The organism is Streptomyces sp. NPDC048172 (assembly GCF_043202595.1).
Classification (GTDB): Bacteria; Actinomycetota; Actinomycetes; order Streptomycetales; family Streptomycetaceae; genus Streptomyces.
Window position 1 is genome coordinate 413,382 of record NZ_JBIDAT010000007.1, and the last position, 17,986, is coordinate 431,367.

The window sequence follows — 17,986 nt, forward strand, 5'->3', positions numbered from 1 at the left end:
TAAATCCAAGGCACAGTATCAGCGCCCCACTCCCCCCTCAAGGCGCTTCCTGACGCCAGGAACGCCCTGCAGAACGGGAGTTCCCTGTGTCTCACGCGGGGACAGGAGGAACCGGTTCCACAATGCGCGCCACCTTCATGGATTCGCTCCGCGAAGATCTCCGCAAGGGCCCGTGGAAGATGAAAAGTTGACGATGCAACCGCGAACACGAAGTGCCGGAATGCGTCCGGCGCATGCGTGCCGGACGCCCCCGTGGTGCAGACAGAAGAAGAGGTGGAACAGGGGAAGGGGTGGGGCTCCGATGCTCAGCGGACACGGCGGACACGGCGGACTCGGCAGGGCGGAGAGGATCCGGTGGGCCGCGGCGCGCGGTCTGCTCGGGACGGTGGGGCGCGCGAGCGAGGGCGTCCGCCTCGGTCACCGGCACGGCTTCGGCAGCGGCACGCTGCTCGACCACGTGTACGCGGACAGGGCGCGCGGCGTCCTCGGCGTCGGCAGAGCGCTCGACCGCGCGTTCCTCGACGCGGTGGGCTGGCGCGCGGCCCGCGCCCGGTGCGAGCTGCTGGGGCGGATGCTGCGCGAGGAGATCGCGGGCAGGGGCGGCGAGATCGTGGTCCTCGACGTGGCCTCGGGCCCGGGGCGCTATCTCCAGGACCTGGTCGCCGAGGAGCAGCCGGGCGGCCAGCTCCGGGTGGTCTGCCGGGACCTGGCACCCGCCGCGCTCGCGCGGGGCCGGCGGCTGGCGCGGGAGCGCGGACTGCCGCGGGGCGCGCTGACGTACGAACAGGGGGACGCGCTCGATCCGGCGCCGCTCGCGGACGGGCTCCGCCCCGATCTCGTCGTCGTGTCGGGGCTGTACGAGCTGATCCCGGACGACGAGGTGGTCCGCGCCTCGCTGGAGCGGCTGCGGGAGATGCTCGCGCCCGGCGGAACGCTTCTCTTCACGACGCAGACCCGGAATCCCCCGCCGGGGCTCCTCGCGCGGATGCTGCCGGACCGGGAGGGCACGCCCTGGCGCACCCGGTGCAGGCCGGTCGGGGAGGCGGAGATCCGGGCGGTGAAGGCGGGCTTCGCGCAGGAGGCGGTGAGCAGCCGCCGGGAGGACGTCGGGCTCTTCACGGTCACGCGCTGCGCCACCGCGTGATGTCCGGGTACGTACGATCCCGGCAATCAGCACCCCCGCCCGCGCCCCGCGCGGACCGTCTCGGCGGCACGCGCCGAAGGACGTACGGAACGACGGAGAGCCGATGCCTCCACCCCCGTCGAAGGCATCGGCTCCCGTCGGACACCGCGTCTCCCCGTCGCGGTGTGCCGTCATCCTGACACTCGGCGTCGCGGCGGCACACTTCCTGATCCTGGCAATCTTTACGCCGCATTTACGTCCGGCTCGGGGTGGAACCGTGCCCGGTTCCAGCGGTGATCGACACCTGTGCCACGTCTCCGCCACGGAATGGGCACAGATCTCCGGGCAGGGAACGGGCGGACGAGACCGGGAAACGGGCGTACGGGATGTGGGAACGGGCGTACGGGAAACGGGGGCCGGAGACCGGGCTACACGCCGTTCTCCGGCCACCCCAGCAGCCGGGCGCCGAGCTCCGCCGTCTCCAGCGTGAAGCGCTGCAGCGCGTCGCCCGGGTCGTAGCCGGTGAGGGTGCGGATGCGCTCCAGGCGGTACGAGAGGGTGCGCACGCTCACCCCGAGCCGCCGGGCGGCCTCCGCGTTGACGTAACCGGCCGCGGCGCACACCTCCAGCGTCTCCAGCAGCGGCCGGGCCCCGCCGCGCGCCCGGGTGAGCGGCCCGAGGACCGTCCGTACGAGGTCGGCCATGGCCTCCCGGTCGCGCAGCAGCACGGGGAAGACGAGCATCTTGCCCGCGTGCACCCGCACGGCGGGGACGCCGATGCGGTCGGCGAGCCGCAGCGCCTCGACGGCCTCCTCGTAGCTGCGGACCACGCCGCCCGCGCCCGCGTGCTCGCGCCCGAAGGCCACGCGCTGCGCCGCCGCGTAGCCGCGCCCGGGGTCCTCGGCGAGCCGCGCGAAGGCCTCCATCACCGTGCTGTCGCCGCTGGCCGCGATGCACACGAGCCGCCCCTCCTTGGTGGAGAGCAGCACGTCGTGCTCCCCGAACCGGCCCAGCAGCTCGCGCTCCACGCGCCGCACGGTGGGGTGCACGTCGTCGTACTTCTCCGCCGCCGCGGCGACGGCCACCACGTGCCGGTCCGCCAGGTGCAGCCCGAAGCGCTGGGCGCGCTCGGCGAGCCTGCCCAGGTCGCTGCGCCCGTAGAGGAGGTCGTCGATGAACTCGCGTCGCTCCCCCTCCTCCTGCCGTACGGCCAGCCGCTGCGCCCGCTCGTGCCCCTCCCCCAGCGCGGCGACGACCGCGTCGACGGCGGCGAGCACGGAGTCGCCGGTACGGATGTGGCCGCGCGGCCCGATCGCGCCCGCGCCCAGCACGCCGGGGAGCGTGGCCCACAGGCGGCGGGTCTCGGTGAGATAGAGGCCGACGAGGCCGCGCAGCCCGTAGCCGCTCTCGGCGGCGCGCTCGCCCAGCTCGCGGAAGGCGTCGAGCTCGTCGCGGCGCGGCAGCCGCCCGGTGTCCGAGATCACCGCCAGCAGGCGGGGGTAGGAGCCCAGGAACTCGCTGGGTATCGGCTCGCGCTTCATAGGACCGGGTTCATGGGGCTCGCTGCATCTCCTCTTCGGCGGGGGCACAGCGTATGCGAGGGCCGTGCGCGAGGCCCCTTGCGCAGGTCCGTACACGGACGAGTACGGTGTAAGGGAGGCGTCAAGATCACGTCAAAGGTGTGCCGGGAAGTCTGGTCGGCGGCGCGGAACCCTCTCCTCCGGGGGCCACCGCGTCCCTGTCCGTCCCCGCACCCGCCCGGAGCTCTCTCCCATGACGTCCCCCTCCCCCTCCCCTTCCTCCCCCACGTCGCTGTTCGGCCGCCCGTCGGCCAAGGAGCGCAAGCACCTCACCGACGCGCTGCGCACCGAGACCGTGGGCGGGATGGTGCTGCTGATCGCGGCCGTCGTCGCGCTGGTCTGGGCGAACACCCCGCTGAGCGGCGTCTACGACGCGGTGCGGGACTTCCACTTCGGGATCCCCGCGCTCGGCCTGGACCTCTCCGTACAGCACTGGGCCTCGGACGGCATCCTGACGATCTTCTTCTTCGTCGCCGGGATCGAGCTGAAGCGCGAGCTGACCGTCGGCGAGCTGCGCCGCCCGGCCGCCGCCGCGCTGCCCGTGGTGGCGGCCGTCTGCGGAATGGTGGTGCCCGCGCTCTTCTACGTCGCGGTCAACGCCTCGGGCGGCGGCCAGGCGGACGGCTGGGCCATCCCGATGGCCACCGACATCGCCTTCGCGCTCGGCGTCCTCGCGGTGATCGGCACCAACCTGCCCTCCGGGATCCGCGCGTTCCTGCTCACCCTCGCGATCGTCGACGACCTGGGCGCGATCCTGGTGATCGCCGTCTTCTACACCTCGACCCTCAACTGGTGGGCGTTCGCGGGCGCCGTCGCCGGGCTCATCCTCTTCCGCGTGCTGCACATCAACCTGCGGGTGCGCGGCTGGTACGTCTACGTGCCGCTGGGCCTGGTCATCTGGGGGCTGATGTACAACAGCGGCGTGCACGCGACGATCGCGGGCGTGGCGATGGGCTTCCTCCTGCGGGTCTCGACCAGCGACCCCGACGAGGTCTCCACCGGCGAACGCGTCGAGCACCTGGTCCGGCCGCTGTCGGCGGGGCTCGCGGTGCCGGTCTTCGCCCTCTTCTCGGCGGGCGTGGCCGTCTCGGGCTCGGCGCTCGCGGAGACGTTCCGGCAGCCGGAGGCGCTCGGCGTGATGACGGGGCTGGTCGCGGGCAAGTTCCTGGGCGTCTTCGGCGGCACGTACCTCGCGGCGCGCTTCACCCGGGCCCGGCTCAACCCGGAGCTGGCGTGGTCGGACGTCGCGGGCGTCGCGATGCTCGCGGGCATCGGCTTCACCGTCTCCCTGCTGGTCACAGAGCTGGCCTTCACCGGCGGCGCGGTCACCGAGCACGCGAAGGCGGCGGTGCTCATCGGCTCGTTCTTCTCCGCACTCGTCGCCTGCGTCCTGCTGAAGGTGCGGGACGCGAAGTACCGGGCGATGTGGGAGGAGGAGACCCGCGACGAGGACGCGGACGGCATCCCCGACATCGACCAGGACGCCGACCCGGACCGCCGCCCAACGGAGGCGGCCCGACGGAGCGAGGGCGGCTGAGCCGTGTCCGGCGGCTCATGATTGCCCTCGTCTCAGGGCTGGACAGGGGTAGCCCCGTTTCCTTGCGTTGCAGACTGCGACTGCTTCGTGGCTTGGCGCGCAGTTCCCCGCGCCCCTGAGGCCTCAGGGGCGCGGGGAACTGCGCGAGCAACCACCCACCACCCGCAGCCTGCGACGGACAGGCCGGGGCAGCCCCTGCCCAGCCCTCCATGCCGGGTGCGGCCTACTTCCCCTTCGCGGGAGAAGTCACCAGCCGCAGAAACCGGGGCCGGTAGTAGGCCACGTCCTGGTGGATGACGCTGGAGTTGTTCATGACGTTCACGTCGTAGCTCATCAGCAGCTCGCCGGAGCTCGTGTCGAACTCGGCGTGCGCCTGCGGGTTGTACGGTACGGCGCCCGCCTCCTTGCCGCCCGGCGGCAGCGGCGGCACGGCGACCTTGGTGGGCCCGTGCCAGGGTCCGGTCGGCGTGCACGACCAGTACGAGACGACGTCCGTCAGCCCGCTGCCGCCCGCGTCCATCGTCATCAGCAGCCAGGTGTCGCCCCGCCGTACGACCGTGTACGTGCCGGTCGCGCCTCGCTGGTCCGTCTCGCCGACGAGTATCGGCACCGACTTCGCCGGGTCGCGCTGCCAGCCGAGCCCCTTGGCACCCGCGCTGGCCTTGCCCTCGGTGCTGCGCCCGGCGCCGCCCCAGTACTCCCACGCGTCCTTGTCCGCGAGCCGCCCCTCGGGGGCGCGCGCGACGTGGGCCCGGGACGGCTTGCCGCTCACGCTGCCCTCGTCGGCGCCGAAGACGTACGTCCAGCCGCCCTCGGTGATCGCCGAGGTGCCGTAGAGGACGCGGCGTTCGACGTCGGTGTGCTGCGGCTCGTAGATGGTCTCGATGTTCTCGACCTTCAGGTCGGGCAGCGAGAGCGTGGCGACCTCGCTCGCCCGCGGCACCCCGAAGATCCACGGCGGGCTCCCGGCCTCGCGCTGCCACAGCAGCACCCGTACGACCTTCTCCTTCGACCCGGGCGACCTCGGCTCGACCACGCCCTGCACGGGCCAGCGCCACGCCTCGCGCCCGTCGCCGGTCGCCGTGCCGGGGAAGAACGCGGTGGGCTGGCTCTCGCTGCCGCCGAGCAGGGTGCGCTGGAAGCGGCCCTCGGCGGACATCACCAGGCCGGAGTTGCGCACCCATACGGGGTTGGGCTTGCGGCTCTTGCCGCCGTAGACCTCGTCGAGGAAGGTGTCGGCCGACAGCCACAGCGTCCGGCCGTCCGGCAGCCGTACGGTCCGGGTGCCGTCGCCGCCCGTCCAGTCGTCGAGGCGCGCGTTGTCGTTCCCGTACCGCGTCAGCTCCGCGTTCATCCCCTCGGCGGCCCGCCAGCCGGTGACGCGCGCGCCGGCGCACCCACGGTCCTCGCCGCTCCCGGGCACGGACAGCATCACGGCGACGAGCAGCAGCGCCGCGGCCAGGCCGAGCCAGGCGGTCTTCGACGTGACGACGGCAGGGAGGGTGGGGGTGGTGGGGGGAGTTCTGCGGAACATTCTCCGACGCGGCATCACGCCACAGGCTAGGCCGCGCCACCCCTCTCCCGATTGTCACGCGCCTCACAAATCTCGGGGTTCCGCTGCGTTATGGTCGCATGCTTTCCGTGTCACCTCCTGCGGTCTACGCGCGCGCAAGACACCTGGCGGGACGCCAGGTCCTGGACAGGACGGGAGGGGCGTCGTGTTGCCGCATGTCACGACATCGGAGGCACACCGCGAATATGGCCTGAACACCCTTACATAAAGCTTTCGCGGACCTTTTTCGGAGAACGCTCTCAGCCGTACGCTTACGGCGCCGCAGCACCCGTCCCCAGAAATGCGCGGTCTGCTCCTCCTTTTCCTCTCTCCGCGTTTCTCTCCGGAATTCCCCGCGCGGCACTCCCTTGCCCCGAAAGGAGATGTCAGAGCTATGTTCGGTGCCCTGCTCACCGGCGGATTCGCGGCGCTTCTCGCGTCGACGGCCCCGGCACAGGCAGTACCGGCGGATTCCGAGATCCCGCCGCAGAAGATCGAGGTGTCCGTCCAGACCGTCAACGGCTCAGGATGCCCCAAGGGAACGACAGCCGTGGGCGTCTCGCACGACAACACGGCGTTCACCGTGACGTACAGCGACTATCTCGCGAGAGCGGGCGGCGACTCCGATCCGACCGACATGCGGAAGAACTGCCAGCTCAACCTCAACGTCCACGTACCGCAGGGATTCACCTACGCGATCGCCGCCGTGGACTACCGGGGATTCGCACACCTGGAGAACGGCGGAACGGGACTCCAGAAAGCGAGCTATTACTTCCAGGGATCCCCCGACACCACGCGCCAGAGCCATAAGTTCGCGGGCCCGCTCTCCGACAACTGGCAGACCAGGGACAGCACGGACTACAGCGCACTGGTCTGGGCGCCCTGCGGCGAGGACAAGAACTTCAACATCAATTCCGAGCTGAGGGTCAACGCCGGTTCGAGCGGCGCGAAGGACACCAGCTTCATGTCCATGGACTCGACCGACGGCAGCGTGAGCACCGTCTTCCAGCTCGCCTGGAAGAAGTGCTGAGCACCGAGCACCGAACAGCCCCATCCGCCACCAGAAATGAGGGAACCATGCCCGGTGCTCTTCTGGCCGGCGGCGCCTTGGCCGCCCTGCTCGCCTCGACGCTCGCCGGTACGACGGCCCACGCGGGCGGGCCCGTCTTCGAGGACCCGCCCGACGACGCGATCGTGATCAAGGTCGCCACCGTCAACGGCTCGGGGTGTCCCCAGGGCACCGCCGCGGTCGCCGTCTCGCCGGACAACAAGGCGTTCACCGTCACCTACTCCGACTATCTGGCCCAGGTCGGCAAGGGCTCCAAGCCCGTCGACTTCCGCAAGAACTGCCAGCTCAACCTGATCATGCACGTGCCCCAGGGCTTCACGTACGCCATCGCCAGCGTGGACTACCGCGGTTACGCCCACCTGGAGAAGGGCGCGTCGAGCATCTCCAAGGCGAGCTACTACTTCCAGGGCTCGTCCGAGACCACCACGCACACCCACAACTACGACGGGGCCTACGACGACAACTGGCAGGCCACCGACAAGACCGACTACGCCCATCTCGTCTGGGCGCCCTGCGGTGAACTCCGCAACTTCAACATCAACACCGAGCTGCGCGTCAACGCGGGCACCTCGGACACCAAGAACACCACCAGCTTCATGACCATGGACTCGACCGACGGCGACGTCAGCACCGTCTACCACTTCGCCTGGAAGAAGTGCGGGACCCGATGACCCCGTCACGGGCGGGCCCCGCGCCCCTCGGGCCCGCCCGTGACGGCTCCCTCCCGGCGTACGCATACAGTGCGGGGACACAGCGGTGGAACACACAGCGCGACGGCACGGGGGAGAGCTTCAGATGGTGGCGGGGGCGGCGGCGGGTGCGGGACAGCCCGGGGAACTGCTGCGGCGCGAGTTGGCCGGGCGGCACCTCTTCCAGTGGACACTGCTCGTCCTGGGGCTCTGTGCGGGCACCGGCATGATCTTCGCGGGCCTCCACGACCGGGCGCGGAACACCGCCACCAGCCCCACGGCGGCGCTCGGTTCGCTGATCGCCGGGATCGTCGTGACGCTCGCGGTCCTCGCCCTCTCCGCCCTGCTCGCCCTCCGCAGCCGCGACCGCGTCCAGCTCTTCCGCGCGCACGGCCCCGAGGGGCTCGCCGAGGCGCCCCCGCTGCGCGGGGCACGGGCCGCGTGGACCACCGTCTCCACGCTCGGACTGCTGCTGGGCGCGCTCTTCCTCGTCGCCGGGCTGATCGAGGCGTCCAAGGACGACCCGTACGAGGAGGCCGACCCGTACGTCTACGGCGCGCTGCTCCTGTGGGCCGTACTGATCTGCGTGGCGGGCGTCGCGGGCATCGTGAAGGCCCGGCGCTTCGCGTCCGCCGCGTCCTCCGGGCCGGGCCGCGCCCCCGTGGACCCCGTGGCCCCCTCCGGGCCCGACGGGCCCGACGGCGCGCGCCCGCCGCGCCCCACCGCGCCGCCCCTCTACGTACGGCTCGGCGGCGAGCCCCTCGCCCCGCACCGGCTCAGTCCGCGCCTGACCGCCCGTACCGCCGGGCTGTCCCGGGGCGCGGCCGTCGCGCTCGCGCTCGTCGCGACGCTGCTCGGCGGCGCGCTGACGGCGGCGACCGCGCTGCTCCCCGTGCACCTGGGGACGGGCACGTTCTGGCTGCTGTTCTTCGGCACCGCGCTCTATCTCCTCGTCCTCTTCCTGGAGTTGATCCACTACGGGCCGCGCCGCCGTTACGCGGTGCTCCTCGCCTGCGCCTGCGTCGGGCTCCTCGTCGTCGCGGGCACCGGCTTCAGCACCTCGGCCCTGCTGGACAGGGGCCGCTGGGTGGACACGACCGTGGAGAGCGTGCGGGACTCCTCGAAGGGCGGCCCGAGCTGCGCGCTGCGGCCGGAGGGCGAGGACACCGTGCTGAGCAGGCGGCTGAGCTGCGACGGACTCGACGTGGGCGACGAGGTCCGCGTCTTCCACGACCCGGACGGGGAGACCTCGCCGCGCCGTTCGGAGCCGGACGGAATGACGGGCTTCGCCGTCGCGTGGAGCGCCGTCACGGCCGTGACGCTCGGCCTGGCACTGGCCTCGGCCCTCTACGGCCACCGGCGCCGACGCGAACTCGCCGAGGAGCGCGAACCCGCCCCGGACCTGGGAGTTGCCTCATGACCACCGCACCCACCCCTCCCACTCCGCAGCCCCCGGCCGTCTATCCGGACCTCGCGGGGAAGGTCGCCGTCGTCACCGGCGGTTCGCGCGGGATCGGCGCCGAGACCGGACGGGCGCTGGCCGCGCAGGGCGTCGCCGTGTGCCTCGTCGGCCGGGACAGGGCCGCGCTCTTCTCCGTCGCCGAGAGCATCGGCAAGGCGGGCGGCCGGGCGACCGGGGCCGTCGCCGACGTGACGGACGCGCGGGCGCTGGAGCGGCTCGCCGAGCGCGTCGCCCGGGAGCTGGGTCCCGTGGACATCGTGGCCGCCTTCGCGGGCGGCCAGGGAGCGCCCGTGCCGGCGCTCGAACTCGGCGAGGACCGCTGGCGCCAGGTGCTCGACTCCGAGCTGACCTCTGCGTTCCTGACCCTGCGTACGTTCCTGCCGGGCATGGTCGAGCAGGGCAGGGGCTCGTGCCTGACGATGTCGTCGTCGGCCGGGCGGCGGCCCAGCGGCGCCAACCTCGCCTACGGGGTCGCCAACGCGGGCCTCACCATGCTGACCAGCCAGCTCGCCACCGAGGTCGGCCCGCACGGCGTCCGCGTGAACTGCCTGGCGCCGTCCTCGGTCCGCACCGAACGGGTCGCCCGGCAGATGCCGCCCGAGATCCAGCGGCAGGTCGCGGCCCAGCACCCGCTGGGGCGCCTGGGCGAGCCCGCGGACGTGGCCTCGGCCGCGCTCTTCCTCGCCTCGGACGCCGCGTCATGGCTCACAGGCCTGACGATCGACGTGGCGGGCGGCCGCGTCACCAGCTGAACGTGCTCTCCAACTGAACGTACTAGCCAACTGAACGTACTCTGCGGGCAGTTGCGCGGCGACAAGGCTCCGGCTAGAGAAGACACCGTTCCTCCGCACCAGAGAACGGACGCTGTCATGCCTCTCGACTGGAAGCTCGTCATCGACTGCGAAGACCCCCACCGCCTCGCCCACTTCTGGGAGCGGGCCCTCGGTTACACGGCCGAGGACAGCAGCGCCCACATCGAACGCCTGCACAGCATGGGCACGATCACCGAGGGCCAGATCGCCACGGACGACCGGCACGGCGGCCGCAAGGCATGGCGGTACGCCGCCGCGATACGCCACCCGCACGACCCCGTCGACCCCGACACCGGCGCGGGCCTGGGCAGACGCCTGCTCTTCCGCACCGTCCCCGGGGAGAGGCAGGGCAGGGACCGGCTCCACCTCGACGTCCACGCGGGGCCCGACGCGCGCGAGGCGGAGGTCAAACGGCTGGAGGCGCTGGGTGCGACCACGCTGCGCGTGGTGGTCGAGCCGGTCGGCCACCACGTGACGATGGCCGACCCGGAGGGCAACGAGTTCGAGGTCCGCTAGGCCCCTGCCCCTCTGTCCGAGGGGGCCTACTTCGGCCGGACCGCCTCCGCGAGGTCGTCCAGCGCGTCCGTCAGCAGGTCCGCCGTCCGCAGCCCGACGGGCGGCGGGCCCTCCCCCGCCCGCTCGTTCCACCGCTCCAGCGCGGCGTGCACCTCGCTGAAGTCCAGCGGCTCGCTCTCCCGTACGGCCGTGACGGCGGCGGCGAGCGTGGGCGCCAGCGCCGCGGCGAAGTCGGCCGCGCCCCGCGAGGGTTCCGCGTCCCGGCCCGGGATGTGCGCCTCCAGCAGCAGCCCGGCCCTGCCCAGGGTCACCAGCGCGGACTGCGCGGCCGTAGCGGACCGCTGGGAGAGACGGCCCCGGTGCCGTACGGGCTCGGCCTCGGCGCGGCTCACGGTCTGCTCCCACTCCTGGCGCGCCGCGCGCAGGTCGAGCAGGGCCTCGCGCACCTGGCGCGGGGCCCGTTCGGCGGGGTTGGCGAGGGTGGTGAAGACGGCGATGGTGTACCGCCCGGCGGACTCCAGCCAGTCGGCGAGCCGGTCGCGCAGCAGCGGGGTCTCCCAGGCGGGGAAGAGCGCGTAGCTCAGCATGGCCAGCACCCCGCCGGTCGCGGTCAGCCAGACCCGTTCGAACGCGGTCTGCGACCAGAGGGTGCCCGCGATGCCGAGCAGGAAGACGACGTACGCGCCGGTGCAGGCCGAGGTGATCGCGTACCCCGTGCCCATCAGCAGGTACATCAGCCCCACCGACACCACCGCGAACGCCGCGCTCAGTTCGGCGTTCGGCGAGAGCAGCGCCATCAGCACGCCCGCGACGCCGACCCCGACGAGCGTCCCGGCGAAGCGCGCGACGCCCCGCTCGTACGTACGGGAGAAGTCCGGGCGCAGCACCATCACGGCGGTCAGCGGGATCCAGTACCCGTGCGCGGGCGGCAGGGCCTTGCCCAGCAGATAGCCCGCCGAGGCGACGGCGCTGACGCGCAGCGCGTGCCGCAGGATCGGCGAGGACCAGCGCAGCTCGCGGTGGAAGGCGCGCAGCGCGACCGGCACCATCGCGGCGAGCGAGGGCCGGTGCAGATGCCGGGGCCGCTCCTTCGGGCTGGCCGGGTAGCCGTGCCCCTCCCACTCCCCGTCCTCCAGCGTCTGCCAGTTCTCGCGCGGCCGCAGCCCCGGCCTGCTCACCTCGACGGGCTCCTGCGCGGCCTCCACCGCGTCGTCGGTGAGCGCGATCAGCCGCAGCGCGGCCTTGCGCGCGGGGCCGGTCAGCACGCCGCCGCCCTCGGGCACCTGGAGGATCCCCAGCGCCTCCTCCGGGATCCGCACCCGCTCCCCGCGCCGGATGGCCCGCGCGCTCGCGTCCAGCACGGTCGCGGCGGCGCCCAGCAGCTCCCGCACCCGGTCCCGCTCGGGCCCCACCAGCGGCGCCCCGCCCACGACGGGGTCGGCGAGCGAGCCGAGCACGGGCCGGAACCGCTCGGCCATCGCCCGGTACCCGTGCAACTGCCGGGGCCTGCGCCGCGCCTGCCGCGGCGTCACGGCCGCCGCGCTGCGCGCCTCGATCAGCGGCTCGGGGTCGAACTCCGCCATCGGGTCGTGCCGCAGCCGCCGCGCGTAGTCCGCGACCCCCGCCAGCGCGTCGGCCAGCGCGTCCCGCCGCTCGCCCCACGGCCGTACGGGGAACAGCACGATCAGCCCCGCCTGCACCACCCCACCCAGCGCGATCAGCCCGGCGTGACTGAGCGCGCCCAGCACGGTGGTCGGCAGGGTGACGGTGATCAGCATGACGGAGACGTTGAACGCGGCGACGACGCCCGAGGTGGGCCCTATCCCCCACGCCATCCCCGCCAGGAACGCCCACACGGCGACCAGCAGCACGAACGCCGGTGTGGAGCCGATCAGCAGATACCCGAGGAACGTCGAGACGGCCAGCCCGCCCGCGGCCGCCAGCGCCAGCACGGGCCGCGGCCGCCAGCTCCGCTGAAACGTCGCCACCCCCGAGGCGAAGGCCCCGAACGCACTGGACACCGCCAGCTCCGGCGACCCCACCACCAGCGCGACCCCGATCACGATGGCCACCCCGCACGCCCCGCGCAACGCGATCAACGGCGTCATCGACGCCCGCTCCACACTCAGCCCGGAAACAGCCGTCTCCTTGAGCGCCCGGAGCCAGGGCAGAGGTGTCGCCATCACATTGCAAGAGGATACGGGGACGGCTGAGGTCCTCGGAGGCTCCCGTTCCTCTTGCCGTGCCTCTTCCGCTGGGTACGCTCGCCCTCATGGACAGCGACTCCGGGGCCGAGCGGGTGGCGACCGTGGCACTGCTGTGGGACGCACCGTCAGAAGAGGCCCGGCTGCGCCTCGTCCGGCGCGCGGTCGAGGCGGGCGGCGCTCTCCCCGCCCTCCGGGAGGAACTGGGCCAGCCCACGCTGCTCGGGGACCCGGTCGACACGGCGCTCGACGCCGCGCGCACGCGTGTGGGGGCGTGGGAGGCCGAGGGCATCACGGTGCTGGCCTTCGGGGACGCGCGCTATCCGCGGCGCCTCCAGGAGGTCCGCGACATGCCAGGAGTGCTCTTCGCCCGGGGCCGGGTGCGCCCCGACGACGTCGGAGTGGCGGTCGTCGGCTCCCGCCGGGCGAGCGAGCGCGACCGCCGTACGGCCCACGCGCTGGCCCACGTACTCGCCGAGCGCGGCGTCACCGTGGTGAGCGGGCTCGCGGCGGGCATCGACACGGCGGCCCATCGTGGCGCGCTCGCGGCGGGCGGACGCACGGTGGGGGTGATCGGCACCGGCATCCGTCGCGCGTACCCGCCGGAGAACCACGCGCTGCACGACGAGGTGGCCGACGCCGGTGCGGTGCTCTCCCAGTTCTGGCCGGACACCCCGCCGGACCGGTGGACGTTCCCCCTGCGCAACGCGGTCATGTCGGGGTACTCGCTCGCGACCGTCGTGGTCGCGGCGGGCGAGCGCAGCGGGGCGCGCATCCAGGCCCGCCGCGCGATCGAGCACGGCCGCCCCGTCGTCCTTCTCCGTTCAGTGGTCGAGCACACCTCCTGGGGCCCGGAGTTCGCCGGACGGCCCGACGTCCACGTCGCCCGGGACCCGGACGGGGTCGTCGCCCTGGTGGAGCGGCTCGTCGAGCGGCCCCGGCGGACGCGTTCCCTCCTGGACAGCCTGGCGGCGGGCCGGTGACCGCCGTGCCCGCTCCGGACGCCGGGGAAGCGGGAGACGCACAGAGCGAGTTACGTGCGCTGGTCAGGGCCAGGCTCGGCGCGGTGATGCGCAATCCGATACGCGAACGGGGCGTCACCTGCGAGGTCTGTCTCGCGCCCGTGTCCTCGCCGGGGTACGCCCGCTGCTGGCCGTGCGACCAGCAGATCTCCACCGGGCTGCGCCTCGCCGACCGCGTCGTTCCGCTGACGTACGCCGTCGACGGGAGGCAGTCGGGACGCGACGTGTACTGCTACAAGCGGTCCGTGGACGAGGAGCGGCGCCTGGCCGGGGACGCCTGGGAGCGGCTCTCCCTGCTGACGGCCGTGTTCGGGCTGTGGCACGCGGGCTGCCTCGACGCGGTCGCCCGTCGCCGGGTGACCGCGCTGACCACGGTGCCGTCGCTGCAGGGCCGGCCCGACCCGCATCCGCTCAGCGACCTGACGGGCTGTCTGCCGCGCGCGTGGCGCCCGTTCGAACTGCTCCCCTCGGGCAGCAGCTCCCGTTCCCAGGACCGGCGCCGACTCGACCCCGGCCACTTCGCCGTCCCCGGTACGGCGGACGTGGCGGGGGCGCACGTGGTGGTGCTGGAGGACACCTGGGTCTCCGGCGGGCACGCCCAGTCGGCCGCGGTGGCGCTGCGGGAGGCGGGCGCGCACGAGGTCACCGTCGTCGCGGTGGCGCGCAGGCTCGTGCCCGAATTCGGCCCGACGCGCGCCTTCCTCGCACACCGGCTCGACGACGGCCGGGAGTACGACCCGGAGACGTGCCCCGTCACGGGCGGGGCCTGCCCGGACTAGCCGTCGCTCTCCTGGCGGCGGACCGAACCGAGCCAGAGGGAGTCCCTGGCCCGGGTCATCGCGACGAAGAGCCGGTTGCGGTCGAGGTCCTCCGCCAGCCGCTCGTCGTAGCGCGGGAGATAGACGTGCTTGAAGTCCAGCCCCTTGGCCTTCACGTAGGTGCCCAGTTTGATCCTGTCGTCCGGCGTGCCGTCGTACTCGTGCAGCGGGCCGACCGGGATCCCGGCCCGGTGGAACAGCTCCCGGTACGTGTCGTTCAGCCCCGGGGGCAGGAGCACTGCGGAATCCGCGAGGCCGCCGCTCTGCCTGAGCAGCGCGACGAGCGCCTCGTCGTGCTCGGCGGTCCCGGTGAAGACGGCCTCGGTCACCGCGCCGTCGTGGCAGGAGAGTTCCACGTCGCGGGAGCCCTTGCCGAGGCTGCCGTCCAGGTCCTCGAAGGTGACGTCGGAGACCACACGCAGGGCGGCGCTGAGGATCTGCGGCGCGTTGCGGTAGTTCCGTCGCAGCACGACGCCCCGCCCGCCCCGTACGTCGACGCCCGCCTCGCTCAGCCGGAAGCCGCCGGGGTAGACGGCCTGCTGGCCGTCCCCCACCAGGAGCAGCCCGTTCGGCTCGTCACCGATGAGCGCGTGGACGAGCTGCACACCGATCTGCGGGAGGTCCTGGGCCTCATCGATGATCACCGAGGTGTACCCGGTCGTCCCCGTGCCGTCCTGCCGGAGGCGGGCCAGCGCGAGGGCGAGGACGTCGTGGAAGTCCTGCACGCCCCTGGCGTCGAGCAGCCTCTGATAGTGCGCGAAGAGCTGCCAGACCATCTCGCGGCTCACGCCTGCGGGAAGCGGCCCCCGTCCGCGCCGGGGCAGGGCGCGGTAGCCCGCGAGGGTGGTGATCCCGCGCCCCTTGATGACGTACTCGATCTCGTCGTGCCAGTACTGGCCCGAGGAGTCGACGGCGTTCATGGCCGGGTGGTCCCGGCGCGCCTGGAGCCAGGCGAGGGCGAACTGGTTGCGGGCTCTGTCGCGGTCCAGGTGGTGTTCCACTCCCCTGTCCCGCAGCAGGCCCAGCACGAACTTGAACAGGCTGCAGAAGTCGACCCGTTCGCACACGTACGGCGACATGGTGCGCAGGAACGTCTCCTGGACGCGTGGCAGGTTGGCCGCGTAGGTCAGGTAGAGCACCCGCCCGCTCGTCCGCTGGGCCAGATACGCGGCCCGGTGGAGACCGACCACCGTCTTGCCCGTCCCGGCGGGGCCGCTGATGCGTGCCGGTCCCTGGAAGTCGCGGCGCACAAGGGGGAGCTGGTCCGGATCGAGATAGGTCATCCAGTTCTCGATGGGCGCCTCCAGAACCCGGCGGTCCGCCTCCTCACGCACCGTCTCCTCGCCGAACAGCGCGGAGTCGTCGTCGGGCTTCGCCGCCGCCGGGGCCTCGTCGTCCTCGCCCAGCTCGTGTTCGGCGAGGAAGGGGATCTCCTCGGCGATGTGGCGGGCGAAGTCCCGGCTGACCTTGGCCCGGAACCCGGGCCGGTGCTTCTGCCGGATGAGGAGCGAGGCGAGCTCCTTCGGGGAGGCGTGCCGCACCGGGCAGGAAGCGGGGCCCTCGTCCCCGTCCTGGAGGACGAGCAGCGGCTGCACCGTGGACGCCGACAGCCCCAGGCTCGATTCCACGGCGCGTTCCACGACATGCGCGGCGGCACGCACGCGCTCTCCGTCCCGCGCCGTCCCGACGCCGATCACCAGGATCCCGGGCGGTCCGACGACCACCGCGTCGGCCCTGGGGGCGCCCGCCCCGCCGTCCGGCGCCTCCCACCGGCGGCCGACGAGCAGATGCCAGCCGTTCGTCCGGGTCAGCGCCAGCAGATCGCCGAAGACCCTCCGCCGTCCCGGATCGGCGCCCGGCCAGCGGGCCTCAGCCGCCGCCCGCGCCGCTTCCCAGACGTCCCGTGCGGCCCGCTCACGCTCCCTGCTCCGCCCCGCGCGACGCGCTCCCCCTGCCCCGACCGGCACCCGATCCCCTTACGGTACGTGTCAGTTGACGTTGATTCTGTGACCGTAAGGGGACTCGGGGCCGGGCGCCAGGGCGCGTGCCCGGTGCTCAGTGGTTGCTGGGGAACCCGAGGTTGATGCCCGCGCTGTCGGACGGGTCGGGCCAGCGGGTGGTGATGACCTTGCCGCGGGTGAAGAACTGCACGCCGTCGTTGCCGTAGATGTGCAGGTCGCCGAAGAGGCTCTGCTTCCAGCCGCCGAAGGAGTGGTAGCCGACCGGGACCGGGATCGGGACGTTGACGCCGACCATGCCGGCCTCGACCTCCAGCTGGAAGCGGCGGGCCGCGCCGCCGTCGCGGGTGAAGATGGCGGTGCCGTTGCCCCACTTGCTGCTGTTGATGAGGGTGATCGCCTCGTCGTAGGTCTCGGCGCGGACCACGCACAGGACGGGGCCGAAGATCTCGTCCTCGTAGGCGGCCATGCCGGGGCGGACCTTGTCGAGGAGGGAGACGCCGGTGAAGAAGCCGTTCTCGTGGCCCGGCACCGTCAGGTCCGTGCCGTCCACCACGACCTCGGCGCCCTCCGCCGCCGCGCCCTTGACGTAGCCCACGACCTTGTCGCGGTGCTCGCGGGTGATGAGGGGGCCCATCTCGCTGGACTCGTCGTCGCCGGGGCCGATGCGGAGGGCCGCCGCGCGTTCGGCGATCTTCGCGACGAGCGCGTCGCCCGTGTCGCCGACCGCGACGACGACCGACACCGCCATGCAGCGCTCGCCCGCGGAGCCGTAGGCCGCGTTGATCGCGTTGTCGGCGGCGTGGTCGAGGTCGGCGTCGGGGAGGACCATCATGTGGTTCTTGGCGCCGCCGAGCGCCTGGACGCGCTTGCCGTTGGCCGTGGCCTCGGCCTGGATGTACTTGGCGATGGGCGTCGAGCCGACGAAGGAGACGGCCGCGACGTCCGGGTGGGTGAGGAGGCGGTCCACCGCGACCTTGTCGCCGTTGACTACGTTCAGGACGCCGTCCGGAAGGCCCGCCTCCGCGGCGATCTCCGCGAGGCGGTACGCGGCCGAGGGGTCCTTCTCGCTCGGCTTGAGGACGAAGGTGTTCCCGCAGGCGATGGCGAGCGGGAACATCCACATCGGGACCATCGCCGGGAAGTTGAACGGCGTGATGCCCGCGACGACGCCGACCGGCTGCCGGATCGAGGCGACGTCCACGCGGGTGGAGACCTGGGTGGACAGCTCGCCCTTGAGCTTCTCGGGGATGCCGCAGGCCAGTTCGAGGATCTCCATGCCGCGCGCGATCTCGCCGAGCGCGTCGGAGTGCACCTTGCCGTGCTCGGCCGTGATCAGCGCGGCGACCTCGTCGCGGCGCGCGTCGAGCAGCTCGCGGTACTTGAAGAGGAACGCGGTGCGCTTCGCGAGCGACGACTGCGACCAGGAGGCGAGGGCGCCCTTGGCCGCCGCCACCGCCGCGTCGACCTCCTCGACCGAGGCGAGCGAGACGCGGGTGGGCTGCTCGCCGGTCGCCGGGTCGTAGACGGGACCGAAGTTGCCGGAGGCGGACTCGGCGGGCTTGCCGCCGATCCAGTGGCCGAGGGTCTTGAGGGATGCCATGGGTGCGGGACCTTTCTCAGGGGAGTTCATGCGGAGCGTCG

General features: G+C 72.8%; 14 protein-coding genes. 9 read left to right on the plus strand and 5 right to left on the minus strand.

Going from position 1 to position 17,986, the window contains the following annotated elements:
* Positions 1-301 precede the first annotated feature (301 nt).
* Positions 302-1,144 (plus strand): class I SAM-dependent methyltransferase family protein, encoded by an 843-nt coding sequence (locus ACGF3A_RS31270; RefSeq protein ID WP_393733737.1) that lies wholly within the window; start codon positions 302-304, stop codon positions 1,142-1,144.
* 407 nt (positions 1,145-1,551) lie between these two features.
* On the opposite strand, the gene ACGF3A_RS31275 is transcribed toward ACGF3A_RS31270, so the two are convergent.
* Positions 1,552-2,664, minus strand: a complete 1,113-nt coding sequence (locus ACGF3A_RS31275; protein WP_393733738.1) for a PucR family transcriptional regulator — start codon at positions 2,662-2,664, stop codon at positions 1,552-1,554.
* Between the two features lie 232 nt (positions 2,665-2,896).
* On the opposite strand from ACGF3A_RS31275, the gene nhaA reads away from it, so the two are divergent.
* Positions 2,897-4,240: a Na+/H+ antiporter NhaA gene (nhaA, locus tag ACGF3A_RS31280; protein ID WP_393733739.1), complete on the plus strand. Its 1,344-nt coding sequence runs from the start codon at positions 2,897-2,899 to the stop codon at positions 4,238-4,240.
* Between the two features lie 223 nt (positions 4,241-4,463).
* On the opposite strand, the gene ACGF3A_RS31285 is transcribed toward nhaA, so the two are convergent.
* Positions 4,464-5,789 (minus strand): hypothetical protein, encoded by a 1,326-nt coding sequence (locus tag ACGF3A_RS31285; protein ID WP_393733740.1) that lies wholly within the window; start codon positions 5,787-5,789, stop codon positions 4,464-4,466.
* Between the two features lie 397 nt (positions 5,790-6,186).
* Here ACGF3A_RS31285 and ACGF3A_RS31290 point away from each other — a divergent pair, with 397 nt between their 5' ends.
* From ACGF3A_RS31290 to ACGF3A_RS31310, 5 genes are all read left to right on the plus strand, one after another.
* Positions 6,187-6,822 (plus strand): DUF4360 domain-containing protein, encoded by a 636-nt coding sequence (locus ACGF3A_RS31290; protein ID WP_393733741.1) that lies wholly within the window; start codon positions 6,187-6,189, stop codon positions 6,820-6,822.
* Between the two features lie 47 nt (positions 6,823-6,869).
* Positions 6,870-7,532, plus strand: coding sequence for a DUF4360 domain-containing protein (locus tag ACGF3A_RS31295; protein ID WP_393733742.1), 663 nt, complete (start codon positions 6,870-6,872; stop codon positions 7,530-7,532).
* Positions 7,533-7,656: 124 nt separating this feature from the next.
* Positions 7,657-8,970: a hypothetical protein gene (locus ACGF3A_RS31300; protein ID WP_393733743.1), complete on the plus strand. Its 1,314-nt coding sequence runs from the start codon at positions 7,657-7,659 to the stop codon at positions 8,968-8,970.
* Positions 8,967-9,764, plus strand: a complete 798-nt coding sequence (locus tag ACGF3A_RS31305; protein WP_393733744.1) for an SDR family NAD(P)-dependent oxidoreductase — start codon at positions 8,967-8,969, stop codon at positions 9,762-9,764. The genes ACGF3A_RS31300 and ACGF3A_RS31305 overlap by 4 nt, the downstream gene beginning before the upstream one ends.
* 117 nt (positions 9,765-9,881) lie before the next feature.
* On the plus strand, positions 9,882-10,340 hold the full coding sequence (locus ACGF3A_RS31310; protein WP_393733745.1) for a VOC family protein: 459 nt from the start codon (positions 9,882-9,884) through the stop codon (positions 10,338-10,340).
* Positions 10,341-10,366: 26 nt separating this feature from the next.
* On the opposite strand, the gene ACGF3A_RS31315 is transcribed toward ACGF3A_RS31310, so the two are convergent.
* Positions 10,367-12,523 (minus strand): FUSC family protein, encoded by a 2,157-nt coding sequence (locus ACGF3A_RS31315; RefSeq protein WP_393733746.1) that lies wholly within the window; start codon positions 12,521-12,523, stop codon positions 10,367-10,369.
* Positions 12,524-12,612: 89 nt separating this feature from the next.
* Here ACGF3A_RS31315 and ACGF3A_RS31320 point away from each other — a divergent pair, with 89 nt between their 5' ends.
* Both ACGF3A_RS31320 and ACGF3A_RS31325 read left to right on the plus strand, forming a co-directional pair.
* The gene (locus ACGF3A_RS31320; RefSeq protein WP_393733747.1) at positions 12,613-13,527 is read left to right on the plus strand and encodes a DNA-processing protein DprA; all 915 of its coding nucleotides are present in this window, start codon (positions 12,613-12,615) and stop codon (positions 13,525-13,527) included.
* Between the two features lie 86 nt (positions 13,528-13,613).
* Entirely contained in the window at positions 13,614-14,345 is a 732-nt protein-coding gene (locus ACGF3A_RS31325) for a phosphoribosyltransferase (protein ID WP_393733748.1), read from the plus strand.
* Here ACGF3A_RS31325 and ACGF3A_RS31330 read toward each other — a convergent pair.
* The gene (locus tag ACGF3A_RS31330; protein ID WP_393733749.1) at positions 14,342-16,351 is read right to left on the minus strand and encodes a UvrD-helicase domain-containing protein; all 2,010 of its coding nucleotides are present in this window, start codon (positions 16,349-16,351) and stop codon (positions 14,342-14,344) included. The two genes, ACGF3A_RS31325 and ACGF3A_RS31330, sit on opposite strands and share 4 nt — an antisense overlap.
* Before the next feature lie 88 nt (positions 16,352-16,439).
* Complete coding sequence (locus ACGF3A_RS31335; RefSeq protein ID WP_393733750.1) at positions 16,440-17,945, minus strand: CoA-acylating methylmalonate-semialdehyde dehydrogenase; 1,506 nt, start codon at positions 17,943-17,945, stop codon at positions 16,440-16,442.
* Between the last annotated feature and the right edge of the window lie 41 nt (positions 17,946-17,986).

Bases quoted from the DNA above. Each gene is read 5' to 3' on its own strand.
- ACGF3A_RS31270 (WP_393733737.1), top strand. From the start codon at position 302: ATGCTCAGCGGACACGGCGGACACGGCGGACTCGGCAGGGCGGAGAGG.
- ACGF3A_RS31275 (WP_393733738.1), bottom strand. From the start codon at position 2,664: ATGAAGCGCGAGCCGATACCCAGCGAGTTCCTGGGCTCCTACCCCCGC.
- nhaA (WP_393733739.1), top strand. From the start codon at position 2,897: ATGACGTCCCCCTCCCCCTCCCCTTCCTCCCCCACGTCGCTGTTCGGC.
- ACGF3A_RS31285 (WP_393733740.1), bottom strand. From the start codon at position 5,789: ATGCCGCGTCGGAGAATGTTCCGCAGAACTCCCCCCACCACCCCCACC.
- ACGF3A_RS31290 (WP_393733741.1), top strand. From the start codon at position 6,187: ATGTTCGGTGCCCTGCTCACCGGCGGATTCGCGGCGCTTCTCGCGTCG.
- ACGF3A_RS31295 (WP_393733742.1), top strand. From the start codon at position 6,870: ATGCCCGGTGCTCTTCTGGCCGGCGGCGCCTTGGCCGCCCTGCTCGCC.
- ACGF3A_RS31300 (WP_393733743.1), top strand. From the start codon at position 7,657: ATGGTGGCGGGGGCGGCGGCGGGTGCGGGACAGCCCGGGGAACTGCTG.
- ACGF3A_RS31305 (WP_393733744.1), top strand. From the start codon at position 8,967: ATGACCACCGCACCCACCCCTCCCACTCCGCAGCCCCCGGCCGTCTAT.
- ACGF3A_RS31310 (WP_393733745.1), top strand. From the start codon at position 9,882: ATGCCTCTCGACTGGAAGCTCGTCATCGACTGCGAAGACCCCCACCGC.
- ACGF3A_RS31315 (WP_393733746.1), bottom strand. From the start codon at position 12,523: ATGGCGACACCTCTGCCCTGGCTCCGGGCGCTCAAGGAGACGGCTGTT.
- ACGF3A_RS31320 (WP_393733747.1), top strand. From the start codon at position 12,613: ATGGACAGCGACTCCGGGGCCGAGCGGGTGGCGACCGTGGCACTGCTG.
- ACGF3A_RS31325 (WP_393733748.1), top strand. From the start codon at position 13,614: ATGCGCAATCCGATACGCGAACGGGGCGTCACCTGCGAGGTCTGTCTC.
- ACGF3A_RS31335 (WP_393733750.1), bottom strand. From the start codon at position 17,945: ATGGCATCCCTCAAGACCCTCGGCCACTGGATCGGCGGCAAGCCCGCC.